This is a genomic window from Vibrio sp. 1069 (genome assembly GCF_033340555.1).
In genome coordinates this window covers 41,869-57,639 of record NZ_JAWOWP010000003.1, presented here as the reverse complement: position 1 = coordinate 57,639, position 15,771 = coordinate 41,869, and the positions used below count along the sequence as shown (strand labels likewise).

The window sequence follows — 15,771 nt, the reverse complement described above, 5'->3', positions numbered from 1 at the left end:
AAGTGCGTGTTAATATCACTTATGTGTTCATAAAATGTCCAATCAATCTAGGGTGGAAGGTAAATCACTTAAAATTAAGCAAATAATCTCTACACTCAAATAACGAAAATAAGAAAAAAGGAAGTGGATATGGCAATACTAAGATTGGAAGCTAAGCAGCTATATTCTGTAGCAGATCTAGAGAATATGCCATGTAAGTCGACCAAGGAGTTACCTCCAATTGATGAAATCGTGGGCCAAGAGCGCGCGCAAAAAGCGGTCGAGTTTGCGATGTCCATCAAAGAGAAAGGGTATAACATCTACGCCATTGGTCAGAATGGGCTAGGTAAACGCACCATGATCTTGCGCTATCTGAATCGTCACCAGCACGATGCAGCAGCCCTGTTTGATTGGTGTTACGTTGCGAACTTTGAGGATACCCGTACACCAAAGGTATTAAAGCTGCCTTGTGGTATCGGAAATAAACTACGTGTTGATATTGAAGCTTTAATGGGCAAATTATTGAATGCTTTACCCCTAGCATTCGACAATGAAATGTACTTTAGCCGCGCTGAGCGATTAAAAAATCAATTGGCAGCTAAGCAACAAAACGAGCTGGATCGTATTAGTCGAGAGGCAAAAGAAAAGGGCATCAGCCTAACACTGACTACGCAGGGGGATTATCAGTTTGTCGCCATGAACGGTGATGAGCTTCATACGGAAGAGTCTTTTGATGTACTAAGCAAAAAAGAACAAGAGCAATTCAGCGATGCTATTGATGAACTCGAAGTGCGATTGCGCTCGATGGTTCGTGAGCTTACGGAGTGGGAAGAGACATACAGCGATAAAATCAAAAAGCTCAATGATGAAGTGACGCTTGATGTGATTACTCACTTCATCAAAAAACTCAAAGTGGATTACGCGCAATATTCCGAAATCAAAACCTACTTAACTGAGCTGCAAAAAGATATTGTTGAAAACGCAGATATCTTCCTTGACCAAAGTGGCGAGCAAGGCGAAATTGCGACGGCATCCTTGGATAAAAAATTGCCACGTCGTTATAAAGTGAACGTCTTGGTAAGCCGTAAAAGCAGCGAATTTCCTATCGTTGTTGAAGAAAACCCCAACTATCATTCACTCTTCGGGTCGATTGAGACTGCCACTTTCAAGGGAACGGTGTTTACCGACTTCTCGCTGATTCGCGCAGGGAGCTTGCATAAGGCGAATGGCGGCGTTCTATTAATGGATGCTCAGAAAGTACTTGAACAGCCTTACGTTTGGGATGGTTTGAAGCGCGCATTGCGTGCTCGTCAATTGAGTTTTACGTCTCTAGAAAAAGAAGTCACATTGACGGGGGCGGTATCACTCGATCCTGAACCGATTCCGCTTGATATCAAAATCATCTTATTTGGTGATTACCGAACTTACCAATTACTCCAACATTACGATCCAGAGTTCAGCGAGTTGTTCCGCGTGACGGCAGATTTCGAAGACGAAATGAAACGTACGCCGGAGTCTGAGCTGCATTACGCGCGCTTTATCTCTAGCGTGGTGCATGACAACAATATGCTGCATTGCGATCGCAAAGCCATTGCTCGAATCATCGAATACAGCTCACGTTTGTCTGGCGACCAATCCAAGCTATCTCTACATTCGGCTAATATCGCCAACTTGCTTCGAGAGTCGAACTACGTAGCTCGTCAAGCCAACTCCAACATGATTCGTATTGGGCATGTTGAAGAGGCGCTCAATAACCAAGAAATGCGAGTAAGCCGATTACGCGATAACGTAATGGAAACCTTTATTAACGGCACAACGCTGATTCGCACCGAAGGAGAAGCCGTAGGCCAAGTGAACGCACTTTCGGTATTGAGCACTAGTGACTACATGTTTGGTGCACCGAATCGCATCACAGCGACGACGTGTTACGGTGATGGGGATGTTATCGATATCGAGCGCAGCGTGGATTTGGGTGGCAGTATTCACTCTAAGGGCGTGATGATTTTGTCTGCCTACTTATCTTCCGTATTTGGTAAAACGGCACGAGTGCCATTAACGACAACCATTACCTTTGAGCAATCTTATGGTGGTGTTGATGGTGATAGTGCCAGCATGGCTGAGTTATGTGCGGTTGTGTCTGCTTTTTCAAAGCAACCAAACCGACAAGACATTGCGATAACAGGGTCGATGAATCAATTTGGTCAAGCTCAGCCTATTGGTGGCGTAAACGAAAAGATCGAAGGATTTTATGATGTGTGTGTAATTAAAGGTCGTCATGACGGGCAGGGGGTCATTATTCCGCGCTCTAATGTTCACAATCTAATGCTTCGTTCCGACATCGTGAAAGCAGTCGAAAAAGGCGAGTTTAATATTTGGGCGATTGACCATGTTACTGAAGCTATCGAATTGTTTACGGGGAAAGTTGCTGGTGAGCCAACTGATGAAGGTTCTTATCCAATCGATACCATTTTTGGCCTTGCTCAAGCTAAGCTCAATTCGTTGAGAAAATAGGCTGAAACCGTCCTAAATGTGAATGTATCTCATCATAAGTGATCATAATTTATCATAACGACAATATCCCGACGCCACTGTCGGGATATTGTCAATAACAGATTGAAAATGGAGAGTTTTTGTACTAGACAAAAGTGTGATCGACCTCTAATATTCGCCACTTGTTTATTCGTCTGGGATTTATCCCGTCGCAAGGAAGCATAGATATTCAAACTGCCGAAAAGTAACGTTGTTATAGGCACTGCTCGAGTTTGTTTGGATATAGACATCACGCATACAACTGAGGCCCTGTCATGCAGTTATCACTGAAAAATTTGTCAGTACGAACGCAAATTTTGGTTCCGGTATTATTTACCGCGATTGTTTTGTTTATTGCTCTTTGGATTACTAAAAACAATCTTCAAGCAGAGCAAGATGTTATTGCTTCCAACCAAGAATCTTTGGTTTTTCACAAAGACACATTGGCGAGTATTGACGACCAAATTTACCCTCTGCGCATAAGCGCGGTTTACGCTATTTACGATGCTTCTCGTCGTGAGAATTTTCTAACCGAATTGAAAGAAGGCTTAAAGCAAGTTGATGCCGATTTAAGCGCAATTGAAGCCCGAAACCTATTCCGTGACGATGCCGTTAAAGTTCGCCAAGCAATTGAATCCTATGTGCGATATTCAGAGCGCTCAGTTGATTTCTTCAACCAATACGATCAAGGTTTGAAATCGGATAGCGAGTACCGTGCATTTGTCAAAGAGTATCGCAATGTTGGCCGAGAAATGGTCCAACAAATTAACACGCTATCAAAGCATGTAAACGAGCAAGCTGAACAATCTACTATCAGAAGTCATCAGCAAAATGAACGTGTGCAAAATAACGCTATGTTGACGGTTTTAGCGGTATTTGCTTTCTCATTGATAGGCGCTTGGTTCCTATCTGGCATGATTGTTACACCAATCCAAAAGCTGCAAGAAGTGATGCGTCAGTTAGCAATGGGTAATCTATCAGTACGTGCAGATGTCGATGGGGACAATGAGATCTCTAAGCTGAGCAAAGATGTAAACCAAACCGCAGAGCAGTTATACAACACTGTGGACCAGTTAACCCGTATTAGTGAGGAAGTTGCATCTGCATCGACCGAATTGGCTGCGGTAATGACGCAAGCGGAAGCGAACGCTCAACAAGAGTTGGCGGAGATCGAGCAAGTTGCATCTGCGGTTAACGAGCTTGCAAGCACTGCGAATAATGTGAGTGATAACGCGACCTCTGCTGACGCAACTGCGCGTGAAGCTGATGGACTTGCTCAATCAGGTTTGGCTATCTTCCAAGAAAGTGCGGAAGCAAGTGCGCAAATGTCTCAAGCATTGAACGATGCAGCGCAAGTTGTTTTGCGTCTAAAAGAGCAATCTGTACAGATCAACGATGTTATTGAAGTGATTCGCGGCGTATCTGAGCAGACCAACTTGCTAGCATTGAATGCTGCGATTGAAGCGGCGCGAGCTGGTGAATCTGGTCGTGGTTTTGCGGTAGTAGCTGATGAAGTACGCATGCTAGCGGCGCGTACTCAAGACTCGACACAAGAGATCCAAACGATCATTGAAGAGCTTCAAGCGCAGTCTGGGCTGGCGAATGACAGTATGCAAGTCAGCCTTGATATGCTTAGCCGCAACAACGAGCTGACGCAACAAGCGAATGAAGCGTTGGTTGGAATTACCGAGTCGGTCGCCAACATCAACGATTCAAACACGCAAGTAGCAACCGCAGCCGAAGAGCAGTCTCAAGTTACTCAAGATATCAATCGCAACGTGGTTAACATGTCGGAGCTTGTAAACCAAAACGTAGCGGGCATCAGCCAAAGTGCAAGTGCGAGTACTGAGCTTTCATTACTTGCAGAGAAGCAGAAAGAGCAATTAAGTTTCTTTAAGCTTTAATTCATCATCTACTTATCAAATCTCTAAATCCCTGAGTGAATGCTCAGGGATTTTTTTGTTTGTAATAATCGGATTTATTATCAATAAGTCTATCTAAAACAGTCAGTTAACAAGATTTTTTTGCGGGCAATATCACGTTTTGTGATATTGTTTTTACATTTTTTTCGTCAATTTTTTTTTGACGCGAACATTTTTTTTAACTCAACCGATAACTTGATGGTTGAGAGGTATTCATATCGTCATTTTAAGTGGTGTTTTCTTCTATAAGTGCTGTTTATTCAACACGTTGCGTGAAAAATAACAGCTGCTACTATGCCGCCAGTTTTCTCGTTGGTACAGAAAAGTCCTGTTTTTCTGGTGAGAAAACACATATAAAACAATGATATGGAAAATAACAATGAAATTAAAAACTTTAGCTGTAGCAGTGGCGCTAATGGCATCAGGATCTCAAGTTGTCGCTTCAGAACTATACAACCAAGATGGCACTTCTCTTGAGATGGGCGGCCGCGCTGAAGCGCGTCTTTCTATGATGGATGGTAAGGCAGAAGACCGTACTCGCATCCGTCTTAACTTCCTAGGCAAACAGGAAATCAATGAAAACCTATACGGCGTTGGTTTTTGGGAAGGTGAGTTCAAAACAAAAGAAGAAGGTGCCGTAGATAACAATAGTGATCTTGAAACTCGTTACGCTTATGCAGGTCTGGGTGGCAAATACGGTGAAGTAACTTACGGTAAAAACGACGGCGCACTAGTGGTTCTTACTGACTTTACTGACATTATGGCTTACCACGGTAACACAGCAGCACTTAAACTGCCTGTTTCTGACCGTACAGATAACATGCTGTCTTACAAAGGCCAATTCGAGCAACTAGCTGTACGCGCTAGCTACCGTTTTGCTGATCGCACAACAGATGCACAAGGCTTTACAGACAACGAGGAAGATGGCTTCTCTCTATCTGGTGTTTACGCGTTTGCTAACACTGGTTTTGAACTAGGTGCTGGTTACGCAGATCAAAACGACAGCGATGAGTTCATGCTGGTAGCTGCATACTCTGTAGGTGACTTCTACTTCGCTGGTAACTACACTGGCGCGGATATGGATGTTGCAGGTAAGACTTTTGATTACAAAGGCTACGAACTAGCCGCTGCTTACACTATGGGTCAAACTGTATTCACTTCTACGTTCAACAAAGGTGAACTAGAAGACGCAGATACTGTAGAAAACCTAGCTGTTGATGTAACTTACTACTTCAAGCCTAACTTCCGTGGCTACGCATCATACAACTTCGATCTAATGGATAACGAAGGCGCGGCTGAAAAAGATGAGCTAGCGCTAGGTCTACGTTACGACTTCTAAGTCATGACTCTTATCTAAGATACTGCCTTATTCTTAGTAAATAAAAACCCCTTACTGAAAAGTAAGGGGTTTCTTGTTTTCTAGCACTTCAAAGCTTCTTGATAAGCGATAGGGGTGATCAAATCTATCTTTTTAGTGTGAGCTTAGTACCATCAAATTTGAGGTGACTGAGGAGGTTTTTAGCGTTGTTTTTACCAACCTCATCAAACTCCATTCCGTAGCGAGCATAGTGCGTTGATTTTTGTAAATTACAAATACGACCTCGCAACGGCGCTAGCATACGACTTTCTCCGGGCATCGTTAGATCCAATGAAACGTGGTCACCAACCTGAAGTGGTCGGCTCAGTGGTGATGTTACAAAACGACAGCCACTACGAGATAAATCTCTTATTTCACATTCAGTTCGATAGGCTTCTAAACAAACACGCGCTCTCAAATTTACTTCGTAACGCACTTCTTTGCGAAGCTGAAAGACCTGCATAGTGTTAGGTAGGTCTAGCACCAAAATTGGGTACGGATCGCCTAGTCGATGCTGTAATTGGGCCCGAAATGGGATAACGGCCCCTTCACCTCGATGAGAGTAGGCTTTTACATTGATCCAAAAGCCTTCTTGAAAATAGAACTTCAAGTCTTCATCGGAGATGTTCGGAACCTCTATCAATGCAGTATTATTTGAGTGACAGCCAACAAATGTGCTGGTTGTAATAAACTTTGTACCAACGGGGGTGGTGACGTTTAAGCTCACTTCACTGCCATGTTCGACCATTGCCATTGCATCGGTGCTATTTAATGTACTTGCCTGACGTTCTGGTGCCTTCTTGCTTTGCAGAGGTAGCTTGCCGTCTCTGGCAATTGGGCTCATATTTCTCATTATAATTGTCGTACCTGATGTAAGAAGGTAATCGCGTGAGGCGAAGCAGCACTCTCGCATGGTATCGATTTTATTCAGTGATATAGTTTGATTCAATCAATCTGTAACAAAAATTAGAGAGCAAGATATGCATAAAGTAACTCATGAGACCACGAATAGTACATTCTGGGTTGATTTAGAGCAGGGTTATAAAGCCAAGGTGATTTATCAGCTTAAGGGTAATGTCATGCACATTACATCAACGGTTGTTCCTGAAGCACTGCGAGGTAAGGGGTACGGAAAAGTGATGATGGAAGCGGTGTTGCCAGAAATTGAGTCACTCGGTTATCAAATCAAACCAGTTTGCCCATATGTTATTCACTACATGGAGAAGAACCAAACGTGGTCACATCTGCTCACATGATGAGTAACAACCACCAACGCTACCAAAATATTGGCCAGGAACTCAATCTCGGTAATTACCGCTCTGTAGAAGTCATACAATCGCTATGGGGAGGCTATGGGGAGTTAGTCCGAGTTACTTATTCTACTGGTTCAGTGATCATTAAGCATGTAAAACTCCCTAAGCCTTCAGAGCATCCTAGAGGCTGGAATACGGACCGTTCTCATCAAAGAAAGTTGCACTCTTATCAGGTGGAAGTGAATTGGTATGAGTATTTTTCCGGAGGGGTGGATACTCGCTGCCGAGTACCACAAGGTCTAAAAACGTTCCAATCGGAGAATGAATGGCTCATTGTGATGGAAGATCTCGCCGAGGTGGGCTTTCCAAAAGTCATCACAGATGCACAGCTAGAGCATCTACAAGCCTGCCTCACTTGGTTGGCGAACTTTCATGCGCGATACATCGATGTTCGTTCGGATAAGTTGTGGCATACCGGAACATACTGGCACTTAGCAACCAGACCCGACGAGCTTGAAGCATTGCAAGACACTGAGCTACAAAATGCGGCTCAATTGATTGATCAAACGCTTTCGCAAGCTAAGTTTAAAACACTAGTACACGGTGATGCCAAATTGGCGAACTTCTGTTTTGATGAAGAAGAATCAAGCGTTGTTGCGGTTGACTTTCAATACGTTGGATGTGGGTGTGCAATGAAAGATGTGGCACTGTTTATGAGTAGCGCCGTTAAGCCAGAACGTTGTGCAGAGATGGAAGTTTGGGTTTTGGATACGTATTTTGCTCAGTTGCAACACGCGCTAATTGTCTATCAACCGAATCTTGACCCTAATGAAGTCGAGCGTGAGTGGCGTCCTTTGTTTGCTGTGGCTTGGGCAGACTTTCAGCGATTTGTGAAAGGTTGGAGTCCCGACCACTGGAAGATCAATCCCTACACAGAAGCATTGACTCGCAGAGCGTTGGCTTACTTACGAAAGTGAGTCGAAGTTTAAAAAGAAAAGCCTCCAATTAGTAGGAGGCTTTGTTTTATCTTTGGCCTGGTCTGATGCGCGCCATGTAATAGGTATTGATGAATTCACCATCACGGAAGGAACCGTCAATCGCTTCACCCTCAATTTGAAATCCATGCTTTTTATAAAGCCCAATGGCGGCGTCGTTATCGGCATTGACCTCTATCTGAATTCTTCTCACATTTAACCAGTTATCTGCTAGTTCAGTGACTGTTTCTATCAATTTGCTACCAATACCGAGTCCGTGGAAACTATCATGTACTCCGATGCCAAACGATGCCGTGTGCATCGTTCTTGGACGTAGAGAGTGGTGAAAGCCAATATTTCCGACGACTTTACCATCAATTTCAGCGACATAGCTATAAACACCATCAGGTATGTTTGACAATCTTTCCACCCACATCGCGAGCGAAGGCTTTGGGAGTTGCAGGGTTTCACGTTGTGCTTTTGGTTGTGAATAGATTTCTACGAGTGCCGCTGCGTCTTCGACGGTCGTTGGACGTACGATAATTTCCATGCCTCTCTCCTTCGCTTTTTAGTTTTAATTTTTAATCTAACCACAGTTTTCTTATTTGGATAGTGTTTTTTTATGTTTAATGGATAAATGCCTTTTAAATTAGCTTGTTATGATGTCATTTTTTGAATTTTTAGTAGTGATTTATCATCGAATTGAGCGAGTAGATTGCAAAGGTGTTGAATTATTGTACTGAGAATGGCGCGTACTGCAGAGTATCGTGGTGAATTTCATGTCGCAGTAAATAAACGCATTTAGTCAAACTGTGACGACGGCACTGTGCGTCAGTTGACTTGAATCAATAGAGGATGGGGTTACCTCCTATGAGGTATAGGGAAACGACACGTTTAGGGCTATTTATGCTTAACTTGATAAGGGAGTTTTGTTGAGGAAATAGCATGAAATCCTCTCAGTCTAAAATATCGCAAAGTCGGCGCCGATTTTTGCGTGATACAGCTCGAACTGCGGCTGGTGTTGGCGCAGCTGCGTGTGTATTGGGCTTACAATCGCTACAAAGCCAAGCTCGAGAAACCAAAGGTGTGCCTATTCGTCCGCCTGGTGCACTGCCGGAAGGCGATTTCGAATCAGCTTGTATTCGATGTGGCTTGTGTGTTCAGGCATGTCCTTACGATACCTTGAAACTTGCGACATTACTTTCACCCGTCGCGACTGGCTCACCTTACTTTACTGCACGCGATATTCCCTGCGAAATGTGCGAAGACATTCCTTGTGTTGTCGCTTGTCCGAGTGGGGCGCTGGATCCGAAACTAACCGATATTGATGATGCTCGAATGGGTACAGCGGTTCTTATTGACCATGAAACTTGCCTTAACTGGCAAGGGTTACGATGCGACGTTTGTTATCGCGTTTGTCCGCTGATTGATGAAGCCATCACATTAGAGATGGTTCACAACGACCGAACCGGTTATCACGCCAAACTTATCCCAACAGTGAATTCCGAAGTGTGTACCGGATGCGGTAAGTGTGAACAAGCGTGCGTGTTGGATGTCGCTGCTATTAAAGTCGTCCCGACGGATTTGGCGAAAGGCAAAGTGGGCAGCCACTACAATTTTGGTTGGAAAGAGATCGACAAACCACTCGAAAATATCCTCCCTAGTGAGACGCCTGTACCGGAAGGTGCGCTTGAATCGCTAAAAGGAGGTAAGTAATGGCAAAGAATTTAGCTCAAAATGCTGGCAAAGAAGCGCTTGAAAAGCTTGGTTGGTGGCGCGCGCATCGGTTTTTGATTTTACGTCGGCTATGTCAGTTCACCATCATTGCGCTGTTTATGGCTGGGCCGACGCTGGGAATTCTAACTGGTAATCTGTCATCAAGTATGTTGCTCGATACCGTGCCGTTAAGTGACCCGTTAATTGTGCTTCAAGCTTTGGCGACAGGGCATGTTCCGGAGTTTAATGCGTTGTTAGGCGTAGTGATTGTCGTTGCGTTTTACGCGATTTTGGCGCCGCGCGCATTTTGTGCTTGGGTGTGCCCGTTGAACATCGTGACAGACTTGGCGGCGTGGTTGCGTCGAAAGTTCAACATTAAAGCGAGCTATCGTTGGTCTCCCATGATTCGTTATTGGCTGATCCCTGTTTTGATGTTGGGCAGTGCGCTATCTGGCGCGATTCTTTGGACATGGTTAGATCCAGTTGCGGCACTGCATCGCGGGTTGGTGTTTGGTATGGGCGCAGGTTGGGTGCTAATCGCCCTAGTGTTTGTGTTGGATTTACTCTTGGTTGAGCATGGGTGGTGTGGGCACTTATGTCCACTGGGGGCTACCTATGGCGTGATAGGCCGAAAAAGCCTGTTGCGCGTTACTGCTGTTCGGCGCGAAGATTGCACCAAATGCATGGATTGCTTTTACATTTGCCCAGAACCAGAAGTGCTTCGGCAGCCTTTGAAAGAGGGAGATCGTCGAGTTATGGATCAAAACTGCATTAGCTGTGGCCGTTGTTTGGATGTGTGTCCAGAACATGTGTTTGAATTTAAAAATCGCCTATCAGTAAAAGTCATTGATTAAGCCACTGAGCACATTTACTCATGCTTTAGTTCTCTTGATACTTGAACATCGCGCTTAGCCAAGGAATTGAGTGCGATGTTTATCTTCATAACAATATTCCTCAGCCATATCAGCTTGCTCTGGGTTGAAAATAATAATGATATTGCGAATTTGTTACATTTAAAGCTATGATGATGCCTTCATATTTAAAGGAAACATCATGACTACCTCATCGCACGGCTGGAGAACGCCGCAAAATTTCCTCCTGTTAATTTCCATTATCGTGCCCATTGCTTTTTCTACCTGGATGGCGTTGTTGAACAACTTTGTTATAGAGAAAGCAAACTTTGATGGTGCCGACATAGGCCTATTGCAAAGTGTGCGCGAAATTCCGGGTTTTTTGGCCTTTACCGCCGTGTTTGTATTGCTGTTTATCCGAGAGCAACGCTTTATGCTCGTATCTTTGGCGATGCTTACGCTTGGTACGGCATTAACAGGTTATTTTCCCACTTTGTACGGTCTACTTTTTACAACCTTGTTAATGTCCACCGGCTTCCATTACTTTGAAACACTCAAGCAGTCTTTGTCTTTACAATGGCTATCTAAAGAAGAAGCGCCAGAAATGCTGGGTAAGTTTATTTCTGTTGGAGCTTTGGCTTCTCTGTTTACCTACGGCGCCATTTGGGTTTCGCTCGAACAGCTCAAACTTGATTTTAAAACGGTCTATTTAATGGCTGGTGGTTTAGGTTTTGTGCTCATTTTGGTGATGGCATTTGCCTTCCCACAATTTAAGACAAAAGTGCCTCAGAACAAGAAGCTCATCCTGCGTAAACGTTACTGGTTATACTATGCGCTTACGTTTATGAGTGGAGCACGCCGTCAAATTTTTACGGTGTTCGCTGGTTTCTTGATGGTAGAAAAGTTTGGTTACTCCGCCGCAGATATTACGTTGCTGTTCCTGATTAACTATGTCTTTAACTTCTTGTTTGCGAAGCGAATAGGCCGTTTTATCGGCGTTGTAGGTGAGCGCAAAGCGTTGATGTTTGAATACGTCGGTTTGATCTTCGTGTTTGTCGGGTACGGTTTGGTGCAAACGGCTGAGTGGGCGGCAGCATTGTATGTTGTCGATCATCTATTTTTCGCGTTAGCGCTTGCGATTAAAACCTACTTCCAGAAAATTGCCGACCCAGCAGATATGGCGTCGACCGCGGGCGTTGCGTTTACGATTAACCATATTGCGGCGGTTGTAATACCTGTTACGTTTGGTGTGATTTGGCTGGTTTCACCTGCTAGCGTATTTTACATCGGCGCTGGTATGGCAGCAGTGAGCTTGCTGTTGTCACTCAATATTCCAGCGAAGCCGGAAGAAGGCAACGAAACTCGCTTGTTGAAGTGGAGTTAAGTTGGTACTCACTATCTAATCATTAAAGCGAATACCTGTAATTAGACTCGCTAAAAAGGGTGCTTATGCGCCCTTTTCTTTTTATTGCAAATAGATAATCCCTCCAATGGTTGTCAATGCATGCCACGTCCGTTAGGGTTTAGAACTAAGTATTTCGAAATAACTTGGGCGTAACTGACGCGAAACAATAAGAGGGGAGCTATACAGTGCAGATACATGGCAGAGAGTTGGATTTAGATCTAGGAAGCCGTCACATCGTTATTCAGCGCCGCTATGAGGCGTTAGGTGCTGCAAACGACCTACTCATTGCTATTTGGTTTTTAATTGGTAGCTTTTTCTTTTTGAATGATTCGTTGATTGAAAGTGGTACTTGGCTTTTCATTGTAGGCAGTGCGCAGTTGATCATTAAGCCCCTGATAAAACTGATGAGTTTAGTTCATGTTGGTCGTTTGAATAAGCAACTTTCTGGCACATCAGCGAGCCGCTGAAATTACCGCTTCTTTTGAATACTTGCAAGCAAGAAGCCAACAGGCGAGTTATCGAGGGGAAAGACGGAAGATAACGTGGTCACAACACTAACCACGTTATGTTCAGTTTGAAGCTTCAGAATTTAAAACGGATACCAGAACAGTTGTGTGTCCATCACACGCTTGCTGATCGCAGCAATCACTATCACCGCAATCCCAGCCATGCAGATCATATCGGCTTTGGTCAGTGGTTTTAAGCTGTACCAAGTGCGAGAGGAGTGGCGGCCAAAACCACGTAGCGTCATCGCGTTTGAGATTTGATCGGCTCTGTCTAAACTAGAGAAAATCAGAGGTCCAAGAATCTTCGCGACGTTCTTCATACGATTGAACAACGGAGCCTTCTTGCTCAGTTCTACTCCGCGTGCTTGTTGCGCGTGCATGATGTTAACAAAGTCCTTTTTCACTTCCGGCAAGTAGCGCAGCGTTAAGCTTACGGCATAGGCGATTTTGTAAGGTACACCCAAGCGGTTCAAGCTGGCTGAAAACTCCGTCGGGTGAGTGGTAAATACAAACACCAACGCGATTGGAAACATGCTGAAGTATTTCAACGTCACTGTTACTAGGTAAAACAACGTCTCTTGAGTGAGCGAGTAATTACCGGGTAACGAGAGTAAAACCGTTGATGAGCCCATGAATTCAGTACCTTGTTGCGGTGCTAACGCGAACATAAACAGGGCATTGATCAGTAATACCGTGCCTGTACCGAATAACAGCGGTTTGTAGACATGAAAGGGCACTTTGGTCATTTTCAGTAAGCCTAAACCAAGCACGATCAACAGCGCGATGATTCGCAAGTCAAATGTGGTCAACACCACCGTTACCCAAGCAATGAAAAGCAAGAACTTAGTAATGCCATTCAACTTATGAAGTGGTGATTGGGTATCGATGTAGTTGATACCAAACTTCATCTTATTGTCTTTCATGCCACCGCTTTCTCTAGTTGGTTTACGTCGTCGCTTTTTTGTTGGCGGTGCGCTTTTTCTACATTGATAAAGTGCTGCATAAAGCCATTGGTGTCTTCGATGCCAACTTTCGTAGCCAACTCAAACAGACTTGTTGTGGTGAGGTTTGCTTGGTCTAGTAGCTCTGGACTGCTGAATACCTGCGTCATTGGTGCATCCGCGACTAATTTACTGTCTGCAATCACGATAGAGCGCGTGGTGTATTCCAGCACTAAATGCATGTCATGAGAGATGATCATCACGGTTACGCCCAACTCGCGATTGAGCTTTTCGATGAAACTCAGCATAGACGTGTAGTTTCGATAGTCCTGACCTGCCGTCGGTTCATCAAGGATCAGAAGCTCTGGTTCCAATACCAAAATTGACGCAATGGTTACGCGCTTTTTCTGGCCGTAGCTCAATGCTTCGATTGGCCAGTGGCGGTATTTGCTCAAACCGCACAGCTCAAGGACTTCAAGTACTTTAGCTTCGATTTGTTTCTCTTCAACGCCACGATTACGGAGGCCGAAGGCCACTTCGTCGAAAATCATGTGATGGGAAATCATGTGATTCGGGTTTTGCATCACCACGCCCACTTTCTGGCTGCGCTCGAAGATGGTCAGTTCGTTAAGATCTTGACCATTCATACTCATTGAGCCGCTATCCGCTTCAATAACGCCCATAATCAGTTTGGTGATGGTCGATTTACCCGAGCCATTTTTGCCAAGTACAGAGACAAACTCGCCACGCTTGATGTCAAAACTCACGTCTTCTAACGCGTTTTTCTCACCGTCGTAAGAATAGGTGAGGCCACGGACTTCAAGCAAAGTCTCGGCTGGCGTTTTGGGCGGTTGTGCTGTTGAACCATCAAACCATGCTTGTACTGCCGGTTTATATTGCTCCAACGGTAAGGTAGTTAAGCTAGAAGGTTTTGCATCGCCCTCAATCGCGCAGCCTGCTTCTTTCAGTGCTGAAATATAAAGCGGTTCGCGGATGCCGTAATCTTCTAGCAAAGGCGACGCTAAAATTTCATCTGGCGTTGTATCGGCAATGATTTTGCCGCTTTCCATCAAGATAATACGGTCAACTGAGCAATGCAGAACGTCTTCAAGACGATGTTCAATGATTACGATGGTTTTGCCCGTTTCGCGGTGTAGATCATCGATGATCTCGATGGTTTTTTTACCCGTTTTAGGGTCAAGCGCAGCTAGTGGTTCATCAAACAAAAGGATATCGACATCATCGACGAGAATGCCCGCCAAAGAAACACGCTGTTTCTGCCCGCCAGATAAATCGTGGGGTGAGCGTTCTAGCATCTGTTCCAAGTCGACCATTTTGGCCGTGGCTTTGACCAATGGGTACATGTCGATATTTGAAGTTAGCTGGTTCTCCAGCGCAAATGCAATGTCTTCGCCAATGCTCAAACCGACAAATTGGCTGTCCGTATCTTGCAGTACGGTGCCAACTTGCTCAGTGTATTGGTGCATGTCGAAAGGGGCGGTGTCTTGACCATTGATGGTCAATGTTCCACTGGTTTCCCCTTTGATTGCGTGTGGGATCAGTCCGTTAAGACATTGCCCAAGGGTAGATTTACCACTACCACTTGGACCGATAATGACGATTTTCTCTCCTTTCTCTATCCTTAGATTGATATTTTTTAGCGTCGGTTTGTCCAGCGACTCATATCTAAAAGAGAAGTTAGAAAATTCGATTGTCATTCGACATTAAGCCTCTGTTAAGTTACGGCTTTGCTTGTTACGTTTAGCGACAGACTTAAGAATGAAGAAGCCAACAATAGCAATAAGAATGGTGTTACCGATCGCGATAATAGAAAGCTGGGTAAACACTTTAGTGAACGGTTCTGCGTATAAAATCGTGTCGAGGAATGCAGAGCAACCGTAACCAAATACGTTGCCTAATAGCGCAAGTACTACGAATAACGCGAAGTCTTTCATATTGAAATCACCTTTCTCCAAACGGTAGCGCGTTAGAGAAGGGAATAGACCGATAATCAAACCAACAATACCTGAACCAAGTACCCAAGTGAGCCATACGCCCCAACCTGCAAATAGGTCAGTAACCCAGTGACCAATAAAACCAACCAAGAAGCCAACAAGTGGTCCAAATAGTACTGAGAACAATGCTAATACTGCCATTGCTGGTTTTAGCGTTGTGTTTGCAAACACAGGGATGCCAAACATAGGTAAGCCGCCGATACCGTAAAGAGCAGCACCGATTGCAATAACCACAACAGTTTTAGCGGAAAGATTCATAGATAACCTCAGTTCAATAGTCGATTTTAAAGAACGTTCATTTATATTGTTGGAAAGCGTTAGTT

At 44.4% G+C, this 15,771-nt stretch carries 14 protein-coding genes; 9 read left to right on the top strand and 5 right to left on the bottom strand.

What is annotated here, in order from left to right; translation table 11 throughout:
• The first annotated feature begins 129 nt into the window (after positions 1 to 129).
• The 3 genes from R7040_RS06305 (at position 130) to R7040_RS06295 (ending at position 5,769) form a co-directional block, all read left to right on the top strand.
• Positions 130 to 2,490, top strand: a complete 2,361-nt coding sequence (locus R7040_RS06305; protein WP_005375118.1) for a Lon protease family protein — start codon at positions 130 to 132, stop codon at positions 2,488 to 2,490.
• 293 nt (positions 2,491 to 2,783) lie between these two features.
• Complete coding sequence (locus R7040_RS06300) at positions 2,784 to 4,412, top strand: methyl-accepting chemotaxis protein (RefSeq protein ID WP_042521649.1); 1,629 nt, start codon at positions 2,784 to 2,786, stop codon at positions 4,410 to 4,412.
• 397 nt (positions 4,413 to 4,809) lie between these two features.
• On the top strand, positions 4,810 to 5,769 hold the full coding sequence (locus R7040_RS06295) for a porin (RefSeq protein ID WP_064354918.1): 960 nt from the start codon (positions 4,810 to 4,812) through the stop codon (positions 5,767 to 5,769).
• Positions 5,770 to 5,893: 124 nt separating this feature from the next.
• Here the strand turns inward: R7040_RS06295 and R7040_RS06290 are convergent, their stop codons facing one another.
• A complete protein-coding gene (locus tag R7040_RS06290) occupies positions 5,894 to 6,640 on the bottom strand; it encodes a flagellar brake protein (RefSeq protein WP_395240958.1) in 747 nt (248 codons plus the stop codon).
• 127 nt (positions 6,641 to 6,767) lie between these two features.
• Here R7040_RS06290 and R7040_RS06285 point away from each other — a divergent pair, with 127 nt between their 5' ends.
• Entirely contained in the window at positions 6,768 to 7,043 is a 276-nt protein-coding gene (locus R7040_RS06285; protein WP_005375124.1) for a GNAT family N-acetyltransferase, read from the top strand.
• Positions 7,040 to 8,017: a phosphotransferase gene (locus R7040_RS06280; RefSeq protein WP_132936476.1), complete on the top strand. Its 978-nt coding sequence runs from the start codon at positions 7,040 to 7,042 to the stop codon at positions 8,015 to 8,017. Before R7040_RS06285 ends, R7040_RS06280 begins: the two co-directional genes overlap by 4 nt.
• A 46-nt stretch (positions 8,018 to 8,063) precedes the next feature.
• Here R7040_RS06280 and R7040_RS06275 read toward each other — a convergent pair whose 3' ends face one another.
• Positions 8,064 to 8,564 (bottom strand): GNAT family N-acetyltransferase, encoded by a 501-nt coding sequence (locus R7040_RS06275; protein WP_017820512.1) that lies wholly within the window; start codon positions 8,562 to 8,564, stop codon positions 8,064 to 8,066.
• Between the two features lie 395 nt (positions 8,565 to 8,959).
• Here R7040_RS06275 and napG point away from each other — a divergent pair, with 395 nt between their 5' ends.
• The 4 genes from napG (at position 8,960) to R7040_RS06255 (ending at position 12,453) form a co-directional block, all read left to right on the top strand.
• The gene (gene napG, locus R7040_RS06270) at positions 8,960 to 9,730 is read left to right on the top strand and encodes a ferredoxin-type protein NapG (RefSeq protein ID WP_005383947.1); all 771 of its coding nucleotides are present in this window, start codon (positions 8,960 to 8,962) and stop codon (positions 9,728 to 9,730) included.
• Entirely contained in the window at positions 9,730 to 10,584 is an 855-nt protein-coding gene (gene napH, locus R7040_RS06265) for a quinol dehydrogenase ferredoxin subunit NapH (protein ID WP_053350046.1), read from the top strand. Before napG ends, napH begins: the two co-directional genes overlap by 1 nt.
• Positions 10,585 to 10,783: 199 nt before the next feature.
• Complete coding sequence (locus tag R7040_RS06260; protein WP_005375129.1) at positions 10,784 to 11,965, top strand: MFS transporter; 1,182 nt, start codon at positions 10,784 to 10,786, stop codon at positions 11,963 to 11,965.
• A 206-nt stretch (positions 11,966 to 12,171) separates the two neighbouring features.
• Positions 12,172 to 12,453 carry a YrhK family protein gene (locus R7040_RS06255; RefSeq protein ID WP_025768568.1) on the top strand — a complete coding sequence of 94 codons (282 nt, stop codon included), beginning with the start codon at positions 12,172 to 12,174 and terminating at the stop codon, positions 12,451 to 12,453.
• 122 nt (positions 12,454 to 12,575) lie between these two features.
• Here the strand turns inward: R7040_RS06255 and R7040_RS06250 are convergent, their stop codons facing one another.
• Genes R7040_RS06250 through R7040_RS06240 form a run of 3 tightly spaced genes read right to left on the bottom strand, consistent with a single transcriptional unit; the run spans position 12,576 to position 15,706 of the window.
• The gene (locus tag R7040_RS06250; RefSeq protein WP_005383942.1) at positions 12,576 to 13,415 is read right to left on the bottom strand and encodes an energy-coupling factor transporter transmembrane component T family protein; all 840 of its coding nucleotides are present in this window, start codon (positions 13,413 to 13,415) and stop codon (positions 12,576 to 12,578) included.
• Positions 13,412 to 15,151: an ABC transporter ATP-binding protein gene (locus tag R7040_RS06245; RefSeq protein WP_047104520.1), complete on the bottom strand. Its 1,740-nt coding sequence runs from the start codon at positions 15,149 to 15,151 to the stop codon at positions 13,412 to 13,414. The genes R7040_RS06250 and R7040_RS06245 overlap by 4 nt, the downstream gene beginning before the upstream one ends.
• Positions 15,152 to 15,157: 6 nt before the next feature.
• Positions 15,158 to 15,706 (bottom strand): ECF-type riboflavin transporter substrate-binding protein, encoded by a 549-nt coding sequence (locus R7040_RS06240; RefSeq protein WP_005375133.1) that lies wholly within the window; start codon positions 15,704 to 15,706, stop codon positions 15,158 to 15,160.
• Positions 15,707 to 15,771: the final 65 nt, after the last annotated feature.